Raw genomic sequence first — 21,427 nt, forward strand, 5'->3', positions numbered from 1 at the left:
TTATTATGAAAATCAATATTAAAAATATAAGTATGTTTGCTGTGGTGGCTACTGCCACCTTGGCAACAACATCGTGTAACGATTTACTCGACTTAGAACCAGTGAGTCAAATCACTCCAGAATCTTATTATAAGAGTGCCGACCAGTTGGCTTCTTATCTCAATAACTACTATGATAGTTATATTGTGACCCCATTTGCAAGTGCAACACACGGTTGGGGTGGTTGGCATGATGGTAAGGCTGCCTCTGACCAGAATACCGATATCTTTGTAAAAGGTTTAGGAGGCAATACGACTAAGTTTGCTGATAACCATTGGGAAGTATCTGCCGGTAAGGTATTGCAGGGTAGTTATGGTGGAATCCGTACTTGTAATTATCTCATAGGTCAAGTAGAAAAAGGTATGGCAGCTAAGTCTATTAGCGGTGATCCAACTATGGTTAACAACTGTTTGGGTGAAGCTTACTTTATGCGTGCCATGCTTTATTTCAATTTGTTGGCTAACTATGGCGATATTCCTGTTGTAAAGAAAGTGTTGATAGACAACAATGACTCTTTGGTTGCTGTCAGCCAACGTGTTCCTCGTAATGAGGTGGCTCGTTTTATTTTGAGTGATTTGGATGTAGCTGCCAAAAACTTATATGCCCGTTCTGTATATAATGGACAACGATTAAATAAGGAAGCAGCTTTGTTATTTAAATCAAGAGTGGCTTTATTTGAAGGAACTTTCGAGAAATATCATCAGGGCTCAGGGCGCGTACCGGGCGATGCTAATTGGCCGGGTGCGAAAATGGCTTACAACAGTGGTAAGAAGTTTGATATTCCCGGAGAGATAAAGTTCTTCTTGGAACAAGCAAAAGAGGCTGCAAAGCAAGTTGGTAGTACTATTACTGCGAGTACACACAAGATGCAACCAGCTGTAGGTACACCAACAGGATGGAATGCTTATTTCGAGATGTTTAGTCAGCCGGCTTTGGACAATGTTCCTGAAGTATTGCTATGGAAGCAGTATAGTCGTAGCTTAGGTTATACTCACGATGTTCCTTATCGTGTGAAAGTAGGTTGTGCCGATGGCTATACGCGTGCATTTGTAGAATCTTTCTTGATGAAGAGTGGTAAACCTAAGTATGCAGATAGCAACTATAAGGGTGACGTATCTATCGCAGACGCAAAAGAGGGTCGCGATGAACGTCTACAGTTGTTTGTTTGGGATGAAAAGCAGTTGATTGATACCGATCCGACATCTCCCCATTCCGGTAAGACATATGATGATTATGGTAAAGATGAGAAGACTGGCCTTCAGACCCATATTACCAATACTAATCAGGAAATTCGTTGCATCACCGGTTATCAGCCACGTAAGTACTATACATATGACTATACTCAGACTCCTGATGACAACCGCCAAGGTACTGACGCATGCCCTATATTCCGTGTATCAGAAGCGATGCTGAACTATATGGAGGCTGATTGTGAATTGAACAATGGTAATTCTATTGATGAAACATCAAAAGCATATTGGAAAGCTTTGCGCGAGCGTGCAGGTGTAAGTCCTGATTTTGATGCAACAATTGCAGCTACAGACTTGAATAAAGAAGTGGACTTTGGTGTTTATTCCGGTACCAATCAGGTAAGTAAGATGTTGTATAATATCCGTCGTGAACGTATGAACGAGATGGCAGGTGAAGGTCTACGTTATGCAGATTTGATTCGCTGGCGTTCATTCGACCGCATGATTACAAAGAAGTGGATACCTGAAGGTGTAAACTTTTGGACAGAAATGTATAAGTCTTATGGTAGCGATTTGAAGGCTGATGAATCAAGCGATGCTCTCGTTTCTTCCAAGGCTCAGGGTCTATACATCCGTCCTTATAGTCGCTCTATGGCTGCTTCTAATGAATTGCGTGATGGTTATAATTGGCATGAGGCATACTATCTTAGCCCGCTTGGTATCTCTGACTTGCGTACAGCAGCTGCAGATCGCGACCTCAAGAATAGCCAAATGTATCAGAATGTGAACTGGCCTGCTATGGCGGGTGGTCATGCTGAGAAGTAAGACGACTCATTCCGTTCCTCCTCAATAGAGGGTGATGGATTTGAAAAATATGAAAAGAGATGATGGTTGAGCGACCATCATCTCTTTTTTTGTTTGATAGAATAAAAGATAAGCCCCATTTTAGCCATCTCTAGAGAGGAGGGAGAATGAGATAGAGAGGAAGAATAAGAGATGATGGATTAGGGAATCATGATTAAGGAAAATAGAATATAGATGAAGGGCAATAGTCTGTTATCTTCTATTAACTCCCATTACCTTCTGTTATCTCCCTCTTTTTTTACTTCTTTGTTTAATAATGTTAAATTAAATGTCTTTTTCGGTACTAGAATGTAATCATGCTGTCTGTCCATCCAGAATCGAAGTTACAACCTATTAATATCATTAAATTCATATTTAGTGAACCCTATATATAATCGCACTACTGTCCACGAAAATCTTTTAACAATCTCTTGAAACTCTTATAAATACAAGCTTATATGAGATAAACAGACTCCCTACTTTTGAAAAGAGTATCTTTGCCACAAATTACAATTTGAAAGCAGATACTTATGAACAAAGGTCGATACGTATTTTCACAGCTGTGCGATTTTCAGCCGACAGATCATTTCAAATGGTTGGTAAAAAATATGAAGGCAACAAATATGTGAAGAGTTTCACTTGTTGGAATCATCTGATGGTTCTTCTATTTGGTCAGTTGTCCAATCGTGAGGGATTACGAGACCTTATTGTGACCATCACTCCATTCAAGTCAGTGTTCCACCATCTTGGTTTTGGAAAGAATGTCAGTAGAAGCAATTTGAGCAAGACTAATGAAATACGCGAAGTCAAGATATTCCAAGAGTTTGCAGATAAGATGGTTTCCATAGCAAGAGAGAAACGTGAAGAAGTCCTTGACAACTCCCCCTTTCTCTCTTGCACTAGTCTGAATGTACACAACTATTGTGATTTTGCACTGGCTGGTTGATTCTGTCAATTCTGTTAGGCTACTGGTATGTGTGAAAACTTTTTCCTAAATATTTGGTAGTAAGGAAAATAAGATGTAATTTTGCACTCGCAATTAGTGGCACAATGCCACTGTGAAATGTTTAATATTTAAATTTTAAAATCAAAAACATGATTATTGTACCAGTAAAAGATGGCGAGAACATCGAAAGAGCTCTCAAGAAGTTCAAGAGAAAATTCGAAAAGACAGGTGTTGTAAAAGAGCTCCGTGCTCGTCAGCAGTACAACAAGCCTTCTGTTTTGAAGCGTCTCAAGATGGAACACGCTATCTACGTACAGAAGTTGCGTGCAAACGAGGAATAAAACTCGTTAAAAATTTGGTAGTTTGAATTTAATTCTGTAAATTCGTACCGACACATATAAGATGTGAGGGACGTTTTGATGATGATAGAAAAATTTTTGGACTACTTGAAGTGTGAACAGAATCGTTCGCCACTGACAGTGAAAAGCTACGCAGATGATCTTTATGGTTTTGAAGCGTATTTCAAAAATTTGGAAGGTCGACTCTCTTGGGAGCGAATAGACTCCGATGTCATTCGAGGATGGATGGAGAGTATGATGGATAAAGGAAACAATGCCGTCTCTATCAATAGGAGGCTGAGTGCGTTGCGTTCCTTTTATCGTTTTGCCCTCTCTCATAAATTAGTAGAAAAGGATCCTGCTTATAATGTAAAAGGTCCGAAGAAGAGTAAACCTCTTCCGCGATTTTTGAGAGATTCGGAAATGGACAGGCTTCTCGATGACTCTTCTGTTTGGGAGGAAAGTTTTGAGAGCCAGCGGGCAAGATGCATGATCATGATGTTCTATATGACGGGTGTGCGTTTGGCGGAGTTGGTGAACTTGGAAAATAAGGATGTTGACTTCGTGAACAGACAGATTAAAGTGACGGGTAAGAGGAATAAACATCGTATCATTCCTTTTGGTGATGAACTTTGTAATGTTCTTCTGGATTATATGAAGCTGCGCGATGCAACTGTTGAATGTAAGTCGGAGTGTTTGTTCTTATCTAGTCATGGAGATAAAATGACACATCCTCAGGTGCGAAATGAGGTGAAAAAGTATCTTTCGATGGTTTGTACATTGAAAAAACGAACACCTCATGTACTCCGCCATACTTTTGCCACGTCGATGTTGAATCACGAGGCCGGTTTGGAAAGTGTAAAAAAACTGCTTGGACATGAGAGTCTTTCGACAACGGAAGTATATACTCATACGACGTTTGAACAGTTGAAGCACGTATATTCTAAAGCCCACCCTAGGGCGTAACCTTTAAAAATGGAGGGAACTATGGAAATTAAGATTCAGTCGATTCATTTTGACGCTACCGAGAAATTACAGGCGTTTATCGAAAAGAAAGTCGCCAAGTTGGAAAAAACTTACGAGGATATTCAGAAAGTAGAGGTGCAATTAAAAGTCGCAAAGCCGGCAACGGCCTTGAACAAGGAAGTCAGTCTAGAAGTAATGGTGCCAGGAAATACGCTCTTTGTAGAGAAAACGTGTGATTCATTTGAAGAAGCTGTTGATTTAGTGGTGGACTCAATGAAGGTGCAATTGACGAAGTTCAAAGAAAAAATGCGCAATCATTAAAAAAAACACATAAAAGTTTTGGCGATTTAGAAATAAGTCGTATCTTTGCAGCCGTTTTACAACACGTCCTAAATTAAGTCGCTGAGCGGCTGCAAGGATTTGCCTCTTTAGCTCAGTTGGCCAGAGCACGTGATTTGTAATCTCGGGGTCGTTGGTTCGAATCCGACAAGAGGCTCAAGGAATGAAACCTTTAGGTTGGGTGCCGAGAGTTGCTAAAACAAAAAAATAAGGGTAGTTACCAGAGTGGCCAAATGGGGCAGACTGTAAATCTGCTGTCTTTCGACTTCGGTGGTTCGAATCCATCACTACCCACTTCAGTTGAAGTTTTGCGGAAATAGCTCAGTTGATAGAGCACTAGCCTTCCAAGCTGGGGGTCGCGGGTTTGAGCCCCGTTTTCCGCTCTAAACCAATGCTGTAATAGCTCAGTGGTAGAGCACTTCCTTGGTAAGGAAGAGGTCCTGAGTTCAACTCTCAGTTACAGCTCTGCTTCGAACTATTTTTTTAGACGAAGAAAAACAATACTTTAATTGAACATTTATTAATAATATAAACAATTAAGCTATGGCTAAAGAGACATTCCAGCGTACCAAGCCGCATGTTAACATTGGTACTATTGGTCACGTAGACCACGGTAAGACGACTTTGACAGCTGCCATTTCTAAGACTCTTCACGATAAGGGTTTCGGTGGTGAGGAAGCTAAGTCTTTTGATCAGATTGATAACGCTCCTGAGGAAAAAGAGCGTGGTATTACCATCAACTCTTCACACATCGAATACGAAACAGCAAATCGTCACTATGCACACGTAGACTGTCCGGGTCACGCAGACTATGTGAAGAACATGGTTACTGGTGCTGCTCAGATGGACGGTGCTATCTTGGTAGTTGCTGCTACTGATGGTCCTATGCCTCAGACTCGTGAGCACGTGCTTTTGGCTCGTCAGGTAAACGTACCTCGCTTGGTAGTGTTCTTGAATAAGTGCGATATGGTTGACGATGAGGAAATGCTTGAGCTCGTTGAAATGGAAGTTCAGGAAATCCTTTCTCAATACGAATACGAAGAAGATACTCCTATCGTCCGTGGTTCTGCACTTGGTGCTTTGAACGGTGTTGAAAAGTGGGTTGACAGCGTAGTTAAATTGATGGATACTGTTGACGAATGGATTGCTGAGCCAGAGCGTGATTTGGATAAGCCTTTCTTGATGCCTATCGAGGACGTATTCTCAATCACAGGTCGTGGTACTGTAGTTACAGGTCGTATCGAAACTGGCAAGGTTAAGGTAAGTGACGAAGTACAGTTGCTCGGTCTTGGTGAAGACAAGAAGTCTGTTGTAACAGGCGTTGAAATGTTCCGCAAGCTCCTTGATGAGGGTGAAGCTGGTGATAACGTTGGTCTGTTGCTCCGCGGTATTGATAAGGCAGAAGTTAAGCGTGGTATGGTAGTTGTTCATCCGGGCGCTATTACTCCTCACGATCACTTCAAGGCTTCTATCTACGTATTGAAGAAAGAAGAAGGTGGACGTCATACTCCATTCGGAAACAAATATCGTCCTCAGTTCTACCTCCGTACCATGGACTGTACCGGTGAAATTACTTTGCCAGAAGGTGTAGAAATGGTAATGCCCGGTGATAACGTAGAGATCGAGGTTAAGTTGATTTACCCTGTAGCATTGAACAAGGGTCTTCGTTTCGCTATCCGCGAAGGTGGACGTACTGTAGGTTCAGGTCAGATCACTGATATTCTCTAATAAAGAATACTATCTTATTAAGATAATATAGGAAGTTCCCGCAACTTCGGTTACGGGAACTTTATCTACGGGTTTAGCTCAGTTGGTAGAGCACTGGTCTCCAAAACCAGGTGTCGAGAGTTCGAGTCTTTCAACCCGTGCAAATTAAAGATAATATGAATAAGATAGTGAATTACTGCAAAGCTTGCTATGATGAGCTTGTGCATAAAACTACATGGCCAACACGTGCCGAATTGACCCATAGTGCAATGGTTGTATTATCTGCTTCCCTAGTCATTGCAATTGTGGTGTTCGCTATGGACAGCGTGTTTAAGTTTGTGATGGGAGTCATCTATCCAAATTAATTATTCAAGGAAAATGTCTGAAACAGGAATGAACTGGTATGTACTACGTGCCGTGAGTGGAAAAGAGGCTAAGTTGAAAGAATACATCGAGGCCGAAATGAAGCATAACGAGTTGTTGAGTACGCATGTATCCCAGATTCTTTTGCCTCTGGAGAAGCATGCTTCCTTGCGTAATGGTAAAAGGGTAGTCAAGGAGAAGATTTCTCTCCCTGGCTATGTTTTCGTTGAAGCTAAGTTGGTTGGTGATGTTGCGCATACATTGCGCTTCATGCCTAATTGCTTAGGATTCCTCGGAGGTTTGGATAATCCTTCTCCCGTGCCACAATCTGACATCAATCGTATGCTTGGTACTGCTGAAGAAACGGAAATAGAGGATATGGTAAATATCCCTTATTCTGTGGATGAAACAGTGAAAGTTACGGATGGTCCGTTCAGTGGCTTTAGTGGTGTGATTGAAGAAGTAAATGCCGAAAAGCGCAAACTGAAGGTGATGGTCAAGATTTTCGGACGTAAGACTCCGTTAGAGCTCGGTTTTATGCAAGTAGAAAAAGAAGGCTAATTATTGTTACGAATACGCGTCTTCTTTTATAAATTCAAAAATTAAATATTAACAAAGAAATGGCTAAAGAAGTTGCTGGATTAATCAAATTACAGATTAAGGGTGGCGCTGCAAATCCCTCACCACCAGTAGGACCTGCATTGGGTTCTAAGGGTATCAATATTATGGGATTCTGCAAAGAATTCAACGCCCGTACCCAGGATAAGGCAGGAAAGATTCTTCCTGTTGTTATTACTTACTATGCCGACAAGTCATTCAGCTTCGTTATTAAGACACCTCCTGCTGCTGTGCAGTTGAAGGAGTTGGCTAAAGTAAAGAGCGGTTCAGCTCAACCTAACCGTCAGAAGGTAGCTTCTGTCACATGGGAGCAGGTAAAGGTAATCGCAGAAGATAAGATGAACGATCTTAACTGCTTTACTATAGAGTCTGCTATGAAGCTTGTTGCCGGAACAGCTAGAAGTATGGGTATCACTGTAAAAGGGGACTTCCCTGGTAAATAATTTATAACTTCAATTAAGAAAATGAGTAAACTGACAAAAAATCAGAAATCAGTAGCTGAGAAGGTTGAAGCAGGGAAGGCATATACTTTGAAAGAAGCCGCAGAATTGGTAAAGGAAATTACTACTACCAAATTTGAGGCATCTGTAGATGTTGATGTGCGCTTAGGTGTAGACCCTCGTAAAGCTAACCAAATGGTACGTGGCGTTGTCACATTGCCTAATGGAACTGGTAAGGTTACACGTGTACTCTGTCTTTGTACTCCTGATCAGGAGGCTGCTGCTAAAGAAGCTGGAGCTGACTATGTAGGTCTTGATGAGTATATTGAGAAGATTAAGGGTGGTTGGACTGATATTGACGTAATTATTACGATGCCTTCTTGTATGGGTAAGGTAGGTCCTTTAGGACGCGTATTGGGTCCTCGTGGTTTGATGCCTAACCCAAAGAGTGGTACTGTAACTATGGACGTTGCTAAGGCTGTTAAGGATGTCAAGTCAGGTAAGATAGACTTTAAGGTTGATAAGTCTGGTATCATCCATACATCAATCGGTAAGGTTGGCATGACTGCAGAGCAAATTTATGGTAATGCAAAAGAATTTATCTCAACCGTTATCAAATTGAAACCTGCTGCTGCCAAAGGTACATATCTGAAGAGTATCTTTATTTCTAGCACAATGAGTAAGGGTATCAAGATTGATCCTAAATCAGTTGAATAACTCTAAAAGTTTTGTAAAATGAAGAAAGAAGTAAAAGATACCATTGTTGTAGAACTTGGAGAGAAGTTGAAGGAGTATCCTCATTTCTATCTCGTTGATTTGGCGGGATTGAATGCGGAAGCTACCAGCAACCTTCGTCGCAAGTGCTTCAAGAACGAAATCAAGATGGTGATGGTGAAGAATAAGCTTCTTCACAAAGCTTTCGAGGCTTCCGATATTGATTTCGAAGCTATGTACGGTACACTGAAAGGTACTACAGCTGTGATGTTTACGCACACCGCTAATGTACCTGCTAAGTTGCTGAAAGAGTATGCTAAAGAGGGTATTCCCTCTTTGAAGGCTGCTTATGCTGAGGAAAGCATCTTTGTAGGTGCTGACAAGCTAGAGCAGTTGGTGGCTATCAAGAGCAAGAACGAAGTCATCGCGGATATTGTTGCTTTGCTACAGTCTCCCGCAAAGAACGTTGTTTCAGCTCTTCAGTCAGGCGCAAACACTATACATGGTGTGCTCAAGACTTTAGGCGAGCGTCCTGAATAATCAATCATAAGGTCAAGCAAATAAATATTAATAACAAGAATAATTAAAATTTTAGAATAAAATGGCAGACGTAAAAGCTATTGCAGAAGAATTAGTAAATCTTACTGTTAAGGAAGTTAATGAGTTGGCAACAGTCCTGAAGGACGAGTATGGTATTGAACCTGCTGCTGCAGCTGTTGCTGTAGCTGCTGGACCAGCTGCTAGTGGCGCTGCTGCAGCTGCTGAGGAGAAGAGCTCATTCGACGTTGTTCTCACAGAGGTAGGTGCTACTAAGCTCCAAGTTGTTAAGGCTGTGAAGGAAGCTTGTGGTCTTGGTTTGAAGGAAGCTAAGGATCTTGTAGACGCAGTTCCTGCTACTGTAAAGGAAGGCGTTTCTAAGGACGAGGCTGAGAACCTGAAGAAGGCTATCGAGGAAGCTGGTGCTAAGGTAGAGTTGAAGTAATCCAGTTTACAACAAGGTTATAATACGGTTAGGATCTTCCAAGTAGGTGGGTCCTAACCTTTTTGTGTCTTTATCATCTAATTTGCCTTGTAAGTTAAATTTCTTGGCTTTATAAGGTCGGTTAATAAATATTTTATGACAAAAGTAGTAGATAACAGAGTCAATTTTGCCAGCGTGCATAATCCGCTTCCATATCCGGATTTTCTCGATGTGCAGCTGAAGTCTTTTAAGGACTTCTTACAGCTAGATACTCCGCCTGAGGAACGTAAGAATGACGGTTTGTATAGAGTGTTCGCAGAGAACTTCCCTATTACCGATACTAGAAACAATTTCGTTCTTGAGTTCTTGGATTACTATATTGACCCGCCCCGTTATAGTGTAGATGAGTGTTTGGAGCGTGGGTTAACTTATAGTGTACCTTTGAAGGCTAAGATGAAGCTGTATTGTACTGATCCTGATCATGAGGATTTCGGTACATTTATCCAAGATGTGTTCTTGGGTACAATTCCTTATATGACTTCTAATGGTACTTTTGTCATCAACGGTGCGGAACGTGTTGTTGTTTCACAGTTGCATCGTTCACCCGGTGTATTCTTTGGTCAGGGTGTACATGCTAATGGTACCGTATTGTACAGTGCTCGTATCATTCCGTTTAAGGGTTCTTGGATTGAGTTTGCTACAGACATTAACAATGTGATGTATGCTTACATTGATCGTAAGAAGAAATTGCCTGTAACGACATTGCTTCGTGCTATGGGATTTGAGAAGGATAAGGATGTCCTCCAGATCTTCGATTTGGCTGAAGAAGTAAAGGTTAACAAGAAAAATATGAAGGCGGCTTTAGGTCGTCGTCTTGCTGCACGTGTACTTAAGAGTTGGAACGAGGACTTCGTAGACGAAGATACGGGTGAAGTTGTATCTATTGAGCGCAATGAGGTTATCATGGAGCGTGAGACCGAGTTGACCGAAGACAATATCGATGAAATCTTGGAGAGCGGCACGGCTTCTGTGCTATTACATAAGGATGCGGAAGCAGCTAATAAGTATTCTATCATCTTCAATACACTGGCAAAAGATCCCAGTAACTCTGAAAAAGAGGCTGTGAATTACATCTATCGCCAGTTGCGTAATGCAGATCCTGCTGATGATGCTAGTGCACGTGAAGTATTCCAGAACCTATTTTTCTCTGATAAGCGTTATGATTTGGGAGAGGTAGGCCGCTACCGTATTAATAAAAAATTAGGTCTTGAGACTGATTCTGATGTCCGTGTATTGACAAAAGATGATATCATCGAGATTATCAAATATTTGATTCAACTGGTAAATTCCAATGCTACCGTAGACGATATTGACCACTTGAGCAATCGTCGAGTACGTACTGTTGGTGAACAGTTGAGTAATCAATTCGCTGTTGGATTGGCTCGTATGAGCCGCACGATTCGCGAGCGTATGAATGTTCGTGACAATGAGGTGTTTACTCCGACAGACCTTATCAATGCAAAAACCATTTCGAGCGTTATCAACTCGTTCTTTGGAACTAATCCATTGAGCCAGTTCATGGACCAGACCAACCCATTGGCAGAGGTCACACATAAGCGTCGTCTCTCGGCTCTTGGTCCTGGTGGTTTGTCTCGTGAACGTGCCGGATTTGAAGTTCGTGACGTTCACTATACTCACTATGGTCGTCTTTGCCCGATTGAAAGCCCAGAAGGACCTAACATTGGTCTGATTTCTTCTCTTTGTGTCTATGCAAAAATTAATGATCTAGGTTTCATAGTTACACCTTATCGCCGTGTTAGAGATGCTAAGGTAGACATGGATAATAAAGATGTTGTTTATTTGACAGCTGAAGAAGAAGAGGATAAGATTATTGGTCAGGGAAATGCTCCGTTGACTACGGAAGGACAATTTATCAGAGATACCGTTAAGTGCCGTCAGGATGCTGATTACCCAGTGGTAGCTCCTAATGAAGTAGACTTGGTGGACGTAGCTCCTCAACAGATTGCCTCTGTTTCGGCTTCGTTGATTCCTTTCTTGGAGCATGATGACGGACACCGTGCTTTGATGGGATGTAACATGATGAGACAGGCTGTGCCATTGCTTCATAATGATGCACCGATCGTAGGTACCGGCTTGGAAAAACAGGTGTGTGAAGATTCACGTACCATGATAACAGCCGAAGGTGATGGTGTCATTGACTATGTTGATGCAACAACTATCCGAATCCTATATGATCGTACTGAAGAGGAAGAGTATGTAAGCTTTGAGCCTGCATTGAAGGAATATCGTATTCCTAAGTTCCGTCGTACGAACCAAAATATGACCATAGACCTCCGTCCTATTTGTAATAAGGGACAGCGCGTGAAAGCTGGAGATATTCTCACCGAAGGTTATGCTACCGAAAATGGAGAGTTGGCATTAGGTCGTAACCTCCTTGTGGCTTATATTCCTTGGAAGGGTTATAACTATGAGGATGCTGTTGTTATCTCTGAACGTATGGTTCGCGATGACGTGTTGACTTCTGTACACGTAGACGAATATTCTTTGGATGTTCGTGAGACTAAACGTGGTATGGAAGAATTTACAAGCGATATTCCTAATATTAGTGAGGAAGCTACCAAAGATTTGGATGATAACGGTGTAGTACGTGTTGGTGCACGTATTGAACCGGGTGATATCCTGATTGGTAAGATTTCACCTAAGGGTGAGAGCGACCCTTCTCCTGAAGAGAAGTTGCTCCGTGCCATCTTTGGTGATAAGGCCGGTGATGTGAAAGATTCTTCATTAAAGGCCAATCCATCTTTGAGTGGTGTTGTCATTGATAAGAAGTTGTTCTCTCGTGCTGTGAAAACTCGTGAGTCTAAGAAACAGGATAAGGTTTTGATGGCAAAACTTGATGAAGAGTATGAGGCAAAGAATAATGACCTGAAGGAAATCTTGGTTGACAAGCTGATGACTCTGACAGAGAATCATGTTTCTCAAGGTGTCAAGGACTATACTGGTGCAGAAATCATCACTAAGGGCAGTAAATTTACTGTTGCTACATTGATGAACCTTGAATATGATGGTATTCAGAGTAATGGCTGGACTGATGATGAGCATGCTAATGGCATGATTCAGAAGTTGATTATGAACTACATCCGCAAGTATAAGTTGATGGATGCAGAATTGAAACGTAAGAAGTTTGCTATCTCTATTGGTGATGAGTTACCTTCTGGTATCCTTCAGATGGCGAAAGTCTATATTGCCAAGAAGCGTAAGATTCAGGTAGGTGATAAACTTGCTGGTCGCCACGGTAATAAGGGTATCGTATCAAAGGTGGTTCGCATGGAAGATATGCCATTCTTGGAAGATGGACGTCCTGTAGACTTGGTATTGAACCCAATGGGTGTGCCTTCTCGTATGAACCTTGGACAGATTTTTGAAGCTATTCTTGGTGCTGCCGGTCGTAAATTGGGTGTGAAGTTTGCAACGCCTATCTTTGATGGTGCTAAACTTGAAGATTTGTCTGAATGGACAGATAAAGCCGGTTTGCCTCGCTTGTGTTCTACATATTTATATGATGGTGAGACTGGTGAACAGTTCGACCAGCCCGCAACGGTAGGTATCACTTACTTCTTGAAGTTGGGTCACATGGTTGAAGACAAGATGCACGCTCGTTCAATCGGTCCGTACTCTTTGATTACACAGCAGCCACTTGGTGGTAAAGCACAGTTTGGTGGACAGCGTTTCGGAGAGATGGAAGTTTGGGCTCTTGAGGCCTTTGGAGCTAGCCACGTATTACAGGAAGTTTTGACTATCAAGTCTGATGATACTGTCGGTCGTAGCAAAGCTTATGAGGCAATCGTTAAGGGCGACCCCATGCCTACACCGGGTATTCCGGAGTCACTCAACGTATTGCTACACGAGCTGCGTGGTCTAGGATTAAGCATCAAGCTCGACTAATCTGAGTGAGAATTGAGAACTGGGAACGATGAGTTCCAATCATCTTCCCTTGTTCTCCGTTTCAAATTCACAATTAAGACAAAAGTAAATATGGCTTTTAAGAAAGATTCAAAAGTTAAGAATAATTTCACGAAGATAACCATCGGTTTGGCTTCTCCAGAGGAGATTCTGGAAAACTCGTATGGTGAGGTGACCAAGCCCGAAACCATCAACTATCGTACCTATAAACCAGAGCGTGATGGCTTGTTCTGCGAGCGTATCTTTGGTCCTACCCGCGATTATGAATGTGCCTGTGGTAAGTATAAGCGTATCCGTTATAAGGGTATTGTCTGCGACCGATGTGGTGTAGAAGTTACAGAGAAGAAGGTTCGTCGTGAGCGTAGTGGACATATCGAACTTGTAGTCCCTGTTGCTCATATTTGGTATTTCCGTTCTCTTCCTAATAAGATTGGGTATTTGTTAGGCATGCCTACCAAGAAACTCGATACCGTTATTTATTATGAGAAGTATATCGTTATCAAGCCGGGGGCCATGGAAGGCCGTACTGATGCTGATGGTAACGAAGTCAACGGTTCTCACAAGATGGATCTTCTCTCAGAGGAAGAGTATTTGGATATCTTAGATAATCAGATAGATTCCAATAATGAGTATCTTGATGATAGCGATCCTAATAAGTTCATCGCTAAGATGGGTGCAGAGGCTGTTTACGACCTGCTGGGTGATCTAGACCTCGATAGCCTCTCTTATGAACTTCGTGACCGTGCTAACAACGATTCAAGTCAGCAGCGTAAGACTGAAGCATTGAAGCGCCTACAGGTTGTAGAGGCATTCCGTGCATCAAAGGATGTGAATCATCCTGAATGGATGATCATGAAGATTATCCCTGTCATTCCGCCAGAACTTCGTCCGTTGGTTCCTTTGGATGGTGGCCGCTTTGCTACCTCCGATCTCAACGATCTTTATCGTCGTGTTATCATTCGTAACAATCGTTTGAAGAGATTGATGGAGATTAAAGCTCCTGAAGTAATTCTTCGCAACGAGAAACGTATGTTGCAAGAGGCTGTCGATAGTTTGTTCGACAACTCTCGTAAGGCTTCTGCCGTTAAGAGCGAAAGCAATCGTCCATTGAAGTCGCTTTCTGATTCATTGAAGGGTAAACAAGGACGTTTCCGCCAAAACCTTCTCGGTAAGCGTGTAGACTATTCTGCCCGTTCGGTAATCGTTGTTGGTCCTGAATTGAAGATGGGTGAGTGCGGTCTTCCCAAGTTGATGGCTGCTGAGCTATACAAACCGTTCATTATCCGTAAGCTCATAGAGCGCGGTATCGTGAAGACGGTTAAGAGTGCTAAGAAGATTGTCGACCGCCGTGAGCCGGTTATCTGGGATATTCTTGAGAATGTGATGAAGGGACATCCTGTGATGTTGAACCGTGCCCCAACACTTCACCGTCTCGGTATTCAGGCATTCCAGCCTAAACTGATTGAAGGTAAGGCTATTCAGTTGCATCCATTGGCATGTACGGCGTTCAATGCCGACTTCGATGGTGACCAAATGGCTGTTCACCTCCCATTGAGCAACGAGGCTATTCTCGAAACTCAGGTGTTGATGTTACAAAGCCATAACATTCTGAATCCAGCCAATGGAGCTCCTATCACCGTACCTTCTCAGGACATGGTGCTTGGTTTGTATTATATTACCAAGTTGCGTCCGGGCGCTAAGGGCGAAGGTCTTACATTCTACGGACCGGAAGAAGCACTTGTTGCTTATAACGAAAAGAAGTGCGATCTTCATGCTCCTGTAAAGGTCGTTGTTAAGGATTTGGTCAATGGTCAGTTGGAGCCTCGTATGGTAGAGACTTCTGTCGGACGTGTGGTTGTCAACCAGATTATTCCCGAAGAGATTGGCTATTTCAATGATATTATTTCTAAGAAGACCTTGCGTGGTATCATTGCCGATGTAATCAAGGCTGTGGGTATGGCTCGTGCATGCGAGTTCCTCGATGGTATCAAAAACCTCGGTTACCATATGTCTTATGTAGCAGGTCTTTCGTTCAACCTTGATGATATCATCATTCCGGAAGAGAAGAAAGCTATTGTTGCTCGTGGTCAGAGCGAAGTCGACCAAATCAAGACCAACTATGAAATGGGTTTTATCACCGATACCGAGCGTTACAATCAGGTAATCGATGCATGGACTCATGTAAACAACGACTTGGGCAACATCTTGATGAAGGAGATGACCGAAGCCGATCAAGGTTTCAATGCTGTATTCATGATGTTGGATTCAGGAGCCCGTGGTTCTAAGGATCAGATTAAGCAGCTTTCAGGTATGCGTGGTTTGATGGCTAAGCCTCAAAAGGCTGGTGCTGAGGGCGCACAGATTATTGAAAACCCAATTCTGTCTAACTTCAAGGAAGGTATGTCGGTGTTGGAGTACTTCATTTCTTCTCACGGTGCTCGTAAGGGTTTGGCCGATACTGCTATGAAGACGGCCGACGCCGGATACTTGACACGTCGTTTGGTTGACGTCTCTCACGATGTTATCATCTCTGAGGAAGACTGTGGAACCTTGCGCGGACTTGTTTGTACTGCATTGAAGAATGGTGATGAGGTCATCTCTACCTTGTATGAGCGTATTTTGGGTCGTGTATCTGTTCACGATATTCTTGAACCTACTACCGGTGAGCTGATTGTTCATGCCGGTGAGGAAATCACAGAAGATAAGGCACAGGCAATTGAGAACTCTCCTATTGAGAGTGTTGAGATTCGCTCGGTGCTCACTTGTGAGAGCAAACATGGTGTTTGTATGAAGTGTTACGGTCGTAACTTAGCTACCGCACGCATGGTTCAACTTGGTGAGGCTGTCGGTGTCATTGCTGCACAGGCTATTGGTGAACCGGGTACACAGCTTACTCTTCGTACGTTCCACGCCGGTGGTGTGGCTGGTAATGCTGCAGCTAATGCTAGTATTGTAGCTAAGAACAATAGTAAACTTGAGTTCGATGAGCTTCGTACAGTACCGTTCGTAGAAGAAAGCGATAGCGATGTGAAGTGTCAGATGGTAGTAAGTCGTTTGGCCGAAGTCCGTTTCGTAGATCCTAATACAAATATCGTACTTGGTACATTGAACGTTCCTTACGGTTCTATATTGTACAATAAGACCGGTGATACGGTGAAGAAGGGCGACGTTGTTGCTAAATGGGACCCGTTCAACGCTGTTATCGTTTCCGAATATGCTGGTACATTGAAGTTCAACGATGTTGTTGAAGGAAGAACTTACCACGCAGAAACCGACGAAACAACTGGACTTACCGAGAAGATTATCACCGATTCTAAGGATAAGACGATGGTGCCTACCTGCGATATTTTGAATAGCAAGGGCGAGGTGCTTGGTACATACAACTTACCTGTAGGTGGTCACGTCGTTGTAGAAGACGGCCAAGCTATCAAGACTGGTGAGACTCTGGTGAAGATTCCTCGTGCCGTTGGTGGTGCCGGTGACATTACCGGTGGTCTTCCTCGTGTTACTGAGTTGTTTGAAGCTCGTAATCCTTCTAATCCTGCTGTGGTTTCAGAAATTGACGGTGAGGTGACGATGGGGAAGGTGAAGCGTGGTAACCGTGAGATTATTGTTACATCGAAGACCGGTGATCAGAAGAAGTATCTAGTGTCTCTGTCTAAGCAGATCTTGGTACAGGAACATGATGCCGTACGTGCCGGAACACCGCTTTCTGATGGTGTTATCACACCAAGTGACATCTTGGCTATCAAGGGTCCAACCGCTGTTCAAGAATATATCGTCAATGAAGTACAAGACGTTTACCGTCTGCAAGGTGTGAAGATTAACGATAAGCACTTCGAGATTATCGTTCGTCAGATGATGCGTAAGGTTCATATTGATGATCCGGGCGATACTACATTCCTTGAGCAGGAGATGGTAGATAAGCTCGACTTCGCAGAAGAGAACGATCGTATCTGGGGTAAGAAAGTTGTTGTCGATGCCGGAGACTCTGAAACGCTCAAGCCGGGTCAAATAGTTTCAGCTCGTAAGTTGCGCGATGAGAACTCGTCTTTGAAGCGCCGCGACTTGAAACTTGTACAGGTCCGCGATGCCGTTGCTGCCACATCTACTCAGATGCTTCAAGGTATTACTCGCGCAGCATTGGCTACCAAGAGCTTCATGAGTGCAGCATCGTTCCAAGAAACCACCAAGGTTCTCAACGAGTCTGCTATCCGTGGTCGTGTAGACCGTTTGGAAGGTATGAAGGAGAACGTTATCTGTGGTCACTTGATTCCTGCCGGTACCGGTTTGCGTCAGTGGGATAAGCTCATCGTTGGCTCTAAAGAGGAATTTGAACGCATGCAGGCTAACCGTCGCAATGTGCTCGATTTCGCAGAACAGGAAGCTTAAGTAAATATTAAACTCTATACAGAAAGGTCGTAGGTTCATAGCCTACGACCTTTTTTGTGCTTTAACTTCAACAATCACTTTTGTTTTATAAAACTTGAAATAAGCCATATGGATGGGAAAAGGTGTAGAGGTAAAGAGTATTAGAGAGGGAGGTTGATGCTTTGTACACTTTAGCAGTTAATAATGAATATTATTACACGTTTCATAAAACTAATGATAATAATGGGCGTTAATTACATCCCACGCAGTGAGATCGGTCACAATATCAACACCGGTAGTTTTATCGAAACTCTCACGAATCAAGGTTTTGTCTTGCGGTTGTACCACATCTTGGTGAGAGCGGTTGGTGAGTGAGCGATAATCGAACGAAATCAGGCTGTTGTTTTTGGTGATACCATTAATCTCTCTGTTCATATATGGTTGGCCATTGGTATTGTTGTGATAGAGCTTAGCTAGTCGATGTGAGGTGTTATTCAGACTTGTAACTTGAGGCTGTGGAAATGGATCACCGTTGAGTTGAGCATAAGAATATCTACCATCACTACCTATATACGTGAGTTCATCGTCGGCCAGGAGTATGGTACAGTGGTAGTGTGGTGCAGAAGCCGAGTTGATACTATTAGAACTCCATACATTGGCGTCATAGTCGATATGATAGATAAGCAATCCCGAACTAGGAATATAGCGGTCCCAACCTTCTTTCTGTCTATTCTCCAACATGAAGTATTCATCGGGATGCTGCTTGTTACGCATGATGTACGACTTACCGCCATGCGCCATTGTTGTCAGGTCACGTACAAGTACGTCGTGCTCATCGAGTTCTGTAGGGGTAGCCCAACCCAGTGACATTTTCTCAAAAGCAGTGTAGCCTGCGGGAGTATATCCATAGCTGTATGGATGATAGAGTCCCACGTCCATCAAATCCCAATCGTACATGTCATGCAGTCCTAAGCAGTGTGAATACTCATGACATAGGGTACCGATACCCTCAGCTATCTCTTTATTATCGCGGTCATATTGTATCTCGCCGGCGCAGCAGAAATCTGAGAAGGTTATACCGCCGATACTGGTATACTTGTTTTGAAATGTGCTTGCCATGGAGCGTACTGGCCAAATATCTGTTGATATACGGCTACGTGTCTCAGCTGGCCCTGCAAAGACAATAATAACTTGGTCTACTAGCTTGTCATTATTCCAATCGTATTTCTGAAGATCTAAGGGGAAGGAAGCTTCATACAAGCCTCGGTCATCATTTGGCCTAGATAGGGTTCTGCCGCATTGGCTCCCTGTCCATAGTAGTCGTGGTTTTGGCTCACAGTAATAGGCCCCATCACGTCGAAGTGTACATCATACTGACCATCACTTTGTTTCAAGAAGTAGTCACGCACACTTCCAGTGAAATAGCCATCTCGAAAATTGGGTTCATTAAATAGTCGGTCGTACCACTTCTGGGCGTGTTCCGACTTAAACTTTCGATCGTTCCATTGCACCAAGACTACAAGTTGTTGGCGATTGCCTTTAGTGACACGCTTCGTAAGAAGCGATGAAGCGCGAGTAGCTGTACGACGTTCTAAACTCTGTATAGAGGTAGCTGCTACACGTTTAACCTCGTCTATTGTGGTAGGAGCATAGAGATTGGTAGCAGCATCGATCATATATAGTTGGCCTGTATTGTCGCGAACGTAGTGGCAATGCTCGTCACCCATGAGCTCTACATTGAGTTCACGGCCGTCAATAGTCTTGATAAAAGACCCCTATATCCTCAATGAAAGAGGACACAGGGCACTGTCTGCAATATAAATGTATATGCCCCAAACGCACTATAATGCTGCGTTCGCCGTCAATATTATTGGTCTACAAATTCTATTTCCTTGTTCAGTTTATCTATACGAGCCTGCAATTTGACTATTTTCTTTTCTATTTTAGTCGTCTTTTTCTGAGCATTCTTCAACTTTTTGTTAACAGCTTTTGCTTCTTTCAAAACCTTAATCGTCTCTTTTGCATCTTTTACAGTGCTCTTTGCGTCCGACGAATTAAATCCTGTTGTTACAGCATTTGCCTTTGCATTCACTTCAGATGCCTTGCTTTTGAGGTTGTTGTAGGTAGCCTTCTCTTTTTCTAAGTCGAGCTGAAGTTTGTTTAATTTAGAAGTTAAGTCCAACACTTTCTGTTGTTCCTTCAACTTATCCACTCTATTTACATCTTGTGCAAAGCCTGAAACAGCTGCTAAAGCCATTATCCCAATTAAAAATAATCTTTTCATTTCTTTATTAATTTTATTAATATAGCAAAGATAAATATGTTTTTCTTAACACGCAATTTTTTATCCAAATATATGCTTCGTCGTTAAATATTTAGAACAATATTGCGTCTAAACAGAATATTACGAGGTGGATTAAAACTCGATTACCCACATGAAACGTTATAGACCCGAAAATATCAATGGAAGATATGTGCCAGTTGACAGGACGGCCTACAGAATATAAGTATCGCAGTAGTTATGAGTGAATTGGTAGAGCCATACTCCGGTATTCATCTGTACCTAAGATGGATATTATAAACTTCTTTGAAGTTGTTCTTTTCTCATGGTTAACAGGTAATAATGATATGCATCTTAAAAACTTCTCACTTTATGAACCAAAAGAAGGGTGTCATCCGCCTCTCTCCTGCTTATGACCTTCTTAATGCAACTATTGCTAATCCTAAAGATGATGAAGAACTGGCACTGACTTTAAATGGTAAAAAAAAGAAAATCAATAGACAAGACTTTTATAAGTTTGCAGAGAGTATCGGTATCGGCTCTACTTTTGTAGATAAGGTTATTAAGAAATATGAAAGGTTATTGCCGAAATTATTTGCTGTTGTAAAAGAATCATTTGTTGACACATTTTTAGCAGAGGAATATATAGAGGTGATACTTAAAAGAATTTCAAAGCTTAATCAGTAAGTTTAATGCTTTTGCTTTCTTTCTTGCAAGAGCTATGTTTTTTATATTCATGTATTTGTCTACCTCTGATAATTTTTCTATTTTTGCACTTGTTGAAAGAGCGTTGAGGCTTTATGTATCTATAGTCTGACTATTAAGGATACGAGTGGGTTTTGGCATCTTTCTCCTCATCACTAACCTCAAATTTTAAAATTATGACTAAAGAACAAGAAGTAGAAAACGGATTGCAAATAGATATTAATCCCGAAGTAGCCAGTGGGAAATATGCAAATCTGGCACTTATTACTCATTCCAGTTCCGACTTCATCCTCGATTTTGCATGTATTCTTCCCGGCATGCCCAAGCCTGAAGTGTGTAGTCGAGTTATTATGGCTCCCGAACATGCTAAGCGTTTGTTACAAGCATTGCAAGAAAACGTGTACAAGTACGAACAGGCATTCGGCAAAATCCAAATACCTAATCAGCCACAGGAACGTACCATCGCTCCTTTTGGTGACGGAACCGGTGAAGCATAAGCTTTGAACTTTGTAAAATATAACGGCAATAGCCAACCATGACATATATGCAAGTTCCAAAACGAAGTGCAATAAAAGAGTAGGCCTCGCCGAGAGATGCAGACGTTCTCGAAGCGTAGCGAGAG

20 protein-coding genes and 5 tRNA genes are annotated in these 21,427 nt (G+C 42.4%); 22 read left to right on the forward strand and 3 right to left on the reverse strand.

Annotated features, from left to right (window positions below; genetic code table 11):
- Positions 1–5 precede the first annotated feature (5 nt).
- The 19 genes from AC1EK4_RS09445 to rpoC all read left to right on the forward strand — a co-directional run bounded on the left by AC1EK4_RS09445 (position 6) and on the right by rpoC (position 17,840).
- Entirely contained in the window at positions 6–2,054 is a 2,049-nt protein-coding gene (locus AC1EK4_RS09445; protein ID WP_480358039.1) for a RagB/SusD family nutrient uptake outer membrane protein, read from the forward strand.
- Between the two features lie 610 nt (positions 2,055–2,664).
- Positions 2,665–3,018 carry a DUF4372 domain-containing protein gene (locus AC1EK4_RS09450; RefSeq protein WP_480358042.1) on the forward strand — a complete coding sequence of 118 codons (354 nt, stop codon included), beginning with the start codon at positions 2,665–2,667 and terminating at the stop codon, positions 3,016–3,018.
- 149 nt (positions 3,019–3,167) lie between these two features.
- Complete coding sequence (gene rpsU, locus AC1EK4_RS09455; protein WP_036896676.1) at positions 3,168–3,359, forward strand: 30S ribosomal protein S21; 192 nt, start codon at positions 3,168–3,170, stop codon at positions 3,357–3,359.
- Positions 3,360–3,437: 78 nt separating this feature from the next.
- Entirely contained in the window at positions 3,438–4,322 is an 885-nt protein-coding gene (locus AC1EK4_RS09460) for a tyrosine-type recombinase/integrase (protein WP_036896675.1), read from the forward strand.
- Positions 4,323–4,343: 21 nt separating this feature from the next.
- Positions 4,344–4,643 (forward strand): ribosome hibernation-promoting factor, HPF/YfiA family, encoded by a 300-nt coding sequence (gene hpf, locus AC1EK4_RS09465; protein ID WP_036896678.1) that lies wholly within the window; start codon positions 4,344–4,346, stop codon positions 4,641–4,643.
- Between the two features lie 101 nt (positions 4,644–4,744).
- A tRNA-Thr gene (locus AC1EK4_RS09470) sits at positions 4,745–4,818 on the forward strand.
- Between the two features lie 54 nt (positions 4,819–4,872).
- Positions 4,873–4,955 (forward strand) — tRNA-Tyr (locus AC1EK4_RS09475).
- 16 nt (positions 4,956–4,971) lie between these two features.
- Positions 4,972–5,044, forward strand: a tRNA-Gly gene (locus AC1EK4_RS09480).
- A 10-nt stretch (positions 5,045–5,054) separates the two neighbouring features.
- Positions 5,055–5,126 (forward strand) — tRNA-Thr (locus AC1EK4_RS09485).
- Between the two features lie 78 nt (positions 5,127–5,204).
- Positions 5,205–6,389, forward strand: coding sequence for an elongation factor Tu (tuf, locus tag AC1EK4_RS09490; RefSeq protein WP_036896674.1), 1,185 nt, complete (start codon positions 5,205–5,207; stop codon positions 6,387–6,389).
- A gap of 67 nt (positions 6,390–6,456) precedes the next feature.
- Positions 6,457–6,529: transfer RNA gene (locus tag AC1EK4_RS09495), tRNA-Trp, on the forward strand.
- Positions 6,530–6,544: 15 nt separating this feature from the next.
- Positions 6,545–6,733, forward strand: a complete 189-nt coding sequence (secE, locus tag AC1EK4_RS09500) for a preprotein translocase subunit SecE (RefSeq protein ID WP_036896677.1) — start codon at positions 6,545–6,547, stop codon at positions 6,731–6,733.
- 13 nt (positions 6,734–6,746) lie between these two features.
- Entirely contained in the window at positions 6,747–7,292 is a 546-nt protein-coding gene (gene nusG / locus AC1EK4_RS09505) for a transcription termination/antitermination protein NusG (protein ID WP_036896673.1), read from the forward strand.
- Between the two features lie 59 nt (positions 7,293–7,351).
- Positions 7,352–7,792, forward strand: coding sequence for a 50S ribosomal protein L11 (gene rplK / locus AC1EK4_RS09510; RefSeq protein WP_036896672.1), 441 nt, complete (start codon positions 7,352–7,354; stop codon positions 7,790–7,792).
- A 21-nt stretch (positions 7,793–7,813) separates the two neighbouring features.
- Positions 7,814–8,506: a 50S ribosomal protein L1 gene (gene rplA, locus AC1EK4_RS09515; RefSeq protein WP_036896671.1), complete on the forward strand. Its 693-nt coding sequence runs from the start codon at positions 7,814–7,816 to the stop codon at positions 8,504–8,506.
- An 18-nt stretch (positions 8,507–8,524) separates the two neighbouring features.
- On the forward strand, positions 8,525–9,043 hold the full coding sequence (rplJ, locus tag AC1EK4_RS09520) for a 50S ribosomal protein L10 (RefSeq protein WP_036896670.1): 519 nt from the start codon (positions 8,525–8,527) through the stop codon (positions 9,041–9,043).
- A 61-nt stretch (positions 9,044–9,104) separates the two neighbouring features.
- Positions 9,105–9,485 (forward strand): 50S ribosomal protein L7/L12, encoded by a 381-nt coding sequence (gene rplL, locus AC1EK4_RS09525; RefSeq protein ID WP_036896669.1) that lies wholly within the window; start codon positions 9,105–9,107, stop codon positions 9,483–9,485.
- A 135-nt stretch (positions 9,486–9,620) separates the two neighbouring features.
- Entirely contained in the window at positions 9,621–13,430 is a 3,810-nt protein-coding gene (rpoB, locus tag AC1EK4_RS09530) for a DNA-directed RNA polymerase subunit beta (protein ID WP_062435807.1), read from the forward strand.
- A gap of 90 nt (positions 13,431–13,520) precedes the next feature.
- Positions 13,521–17,840, forward strand: coding sequence for a DNA-directed RNA polymerase subunit beta' (gene rpoC, locus AC1EK4_RS09535; protein ID WP_036896667.1), 4,320 nt, complete (start codon positions 13,521–13,523; stop codon positions 17,838–17,840).
- A 210-nt stretch (positions 17,841–18,050) separates the two neighbouring features.
- Here rpoC and AC1EK4_RS09540 read toward each other — a convergent pair whose 3' ends face one another.
- The 3 genes from AC1EK4_RS09540 to AC1EK4_RS09550 form a co-directional block, all read right to left on the reverse strand.
- A complete protein-coding gene (locus tag AC1EK4_RS09540; RefSeq protein ID WP_480358051.1) occupies positions 18,051–18,938 on the reverse strand; it encodes a metallopeptidase domain-containing protein in 888 nt (295 codons plus the stop codon).
- 116 nt (positions 18,939–19,054) lie between these two features.
- Complete coding sequence (locus AC1EK4_RS09545; RefSeq protein ID WP_480358052.1) at positions 19,055–19,546, reverse strand: immune inhibitor A domain-containing protein; 492 nt, start codon at positions 19,544–19,546, stop codon at positions 19,055–19,057.
- Between the two features lie 140 nt (positions 19,547–19,686).
- On the reverse strand, positions 19,687–20,103 hold the full coding sequence (locus tag AC1EK4_RS09550; RefSeq protein ID WP_036896658.1) for a hypothetical protein: 417 nt from the start codon (positions 20,101–20,103) through the stop codon (positions 19,687–19,689).
- A gap of 284 nt (positions 20,104–20,387) precedes the next feature.
- Here AC1EK4_RS09550 and AC1EK4_RS09555 point away from each other — a divergent pair, with 284 nt between their 5' ends.
- The 3 genes from AC1EK4_RS09555 (at position 20,388) to AC1EK4_RS09565 (ending at position 21,302) form a co-directional block, all read left to right on the forward strand.
- Positions 20,388–20,516 (forward strand): HipA domain-containing protein, encoded by a 129-nt coding sequence (locus AC1EK4_RS09555; protein ID WP_480358054.1) that lies wholly within the window; start codon positions 20,388–20,390, stop codon positions 20,514–20,516.
- Complete coding sequence (locus AC1EK4_RS09560; RefSeq protein WP_480358056.1) at positions 20,473–20,787, forward strand: hypothetical protein; 315 nt, start codon at positions 20,473–20,475, stop codon at positions 20,785–20,787. The genes AC1EK4_RS09555 and AC1EK4_RS09560 overlap by 44 nt, the downstream gene beginning before the upstream one ends.
- A 194-nt stretch (positions 20,788–20,981) precedes the next feature.
- On the forward strand, positions 20,982–21,302 hold the full coding sequence (locus AC1EK4_RS09565) for a DUF3467 domain-containing protein (RefSeq protein ID WP_036896657.1): 321 nt from the start codon (positions 20,982–20,984) through the stop codon (positions 21,300–21,302).
- Positions 21,303–21,427: the final 125 nt, after the last annotated feature.

This window comes from Prevotella sp. C0026C3 (assembly GCF_056590795.1).

Bases quoted from the DNA above. Each gene is read 5' to 3' on its own strand.
- AC1EK4_RS09555 (WP_480358054.1), top strand. From the start codon at position 20,388: ATGGATATTATAAACTTCTTTGAAGTTGTTCTTTTCTCATGGTTAACA.
- AC1EK4_RS09550 (WP_036896658.1), bottom strand. From the start codon at position 20,103: ATGAAAAGATTATTTTTAATTGGGATAATGGCTTTAGCAGCTGTTTCA.
- secE (WP_036896677.1), top strand. From the start codon at position 6,545: ATGAATAAGATAGTGAATTACTGCAAAGCTTGCTATGATGAGCTTGTG.
- AC1EK4_RS09445 (WP_480358039.1), top strand. From the start codon at position 6: ATGAAAATCAATATTAAAAATATAAGTATGTTTGCTGTGGTGGCTACT.
- AC1EK4_RS09540 (WP_480358051.1), bottom strand. From the start codon at position 18,938: ATGGCAAGCACATTTCAAAACAAGTATACCAGTATCGGCGGTATAACC.
- rplK (WP_036896672.1), top strand. From the start codon at position 7,352: ATGGCTAAAGAAGTTGCTGGATTAATCAAATTACAGATTAAGGGTGGC.
- rplJ (WP_036896670.1), top strand. From the start codon at position 8,525: ATGAAGAAAGAAGTAAAAGATACCATTGTTGTAGAACTTGGAGAGAAG.
- rpsU (WP_036896676.1), top strand. From the start codon at position 3,168: ATGATTATTGTACCAGTAAAAGATGGCGAGAACATCGAAAGAGCTCTC.
- tuf (WP_036896674.1), top strand. From the start codon at position 5,205: ATGGCTAAAGAGACATTCCAGCGTACCAAGCCGCATGTTAACATTGGT.
- AC1EK4_RS09545 (WP_480358052.1), bottom strand. From the start codon at position 19,546: ATGGGTGACGAGCATTGCCACTACGTTCGCGACAATACAGGCCAACTA.
- AC1EK4_RS09460 (WP_036896675.1), top strand. From the start codon at position 3,438: ATGATGATAGAAAAATTTTTGGACTACTTGAAGTGTGAACAGAATCGT.
- AC1EK4_RS09565 (WP_036896657.1), top strand. From the start codon at position 20,982: ATGACTAAAGAACAAGAAGTAGAAAACGGATTGCAAATAGATATTAAT.
- AC1EK4_RS09450 (WP_480358042.1), top strand. From the start codon at position 2,665: ATGGTTGGTAAAAAATATGAAGGCAACAAATATGTGAAGAGTTTCACT.
- rpoB (WP_062435807.1), top strand. From the start codon at position 9,621: ATGACAAAAGTAGTAGATAACAGAGTCAATTTTGCCAGCGTGCATAAT.
- nusG (WP_036896673.1), top strand. From the start codon at position 6,747: ATGTCTGAAACAGGAATGAACTGGTATGTACTACGTGCCGTGAGTGGA.
- hpf (WP_036896678.1), top strand. From the start codon at position 4,344: ATGGAAATTAAGATTCAGTCGATTCATTTTGACGCTACCGAGAAATTA.
- rplA (WP_036896671.1), top strand. From the start codon at position 7,814: ATGAGTAAACTGACAAAAAATCAGAAATCAGTAGCTGAGAAGGTTGAA.
- rplL (WP_036896669.1), top strand. From the start codon at position 9,105: ATGGCAGACGTAAAAGCTATTGCAGAAGAATTAGTAAATCTTACTGTT.
- AC1EK4_RS09560 (WP_480358056.1), top strand. From the start codon at position 20,473: ATGAACCAAAAGAAGGGTGTCATCCGCCTCTCTCCTGCTTATGACCTT.
- rpoC (WP_036896667.1), top strand. From the start codon at position 13,521: ATGGCTTTTAAGAAAGATTCAAAAGTTAAGAATAATTTCACGAAGATA.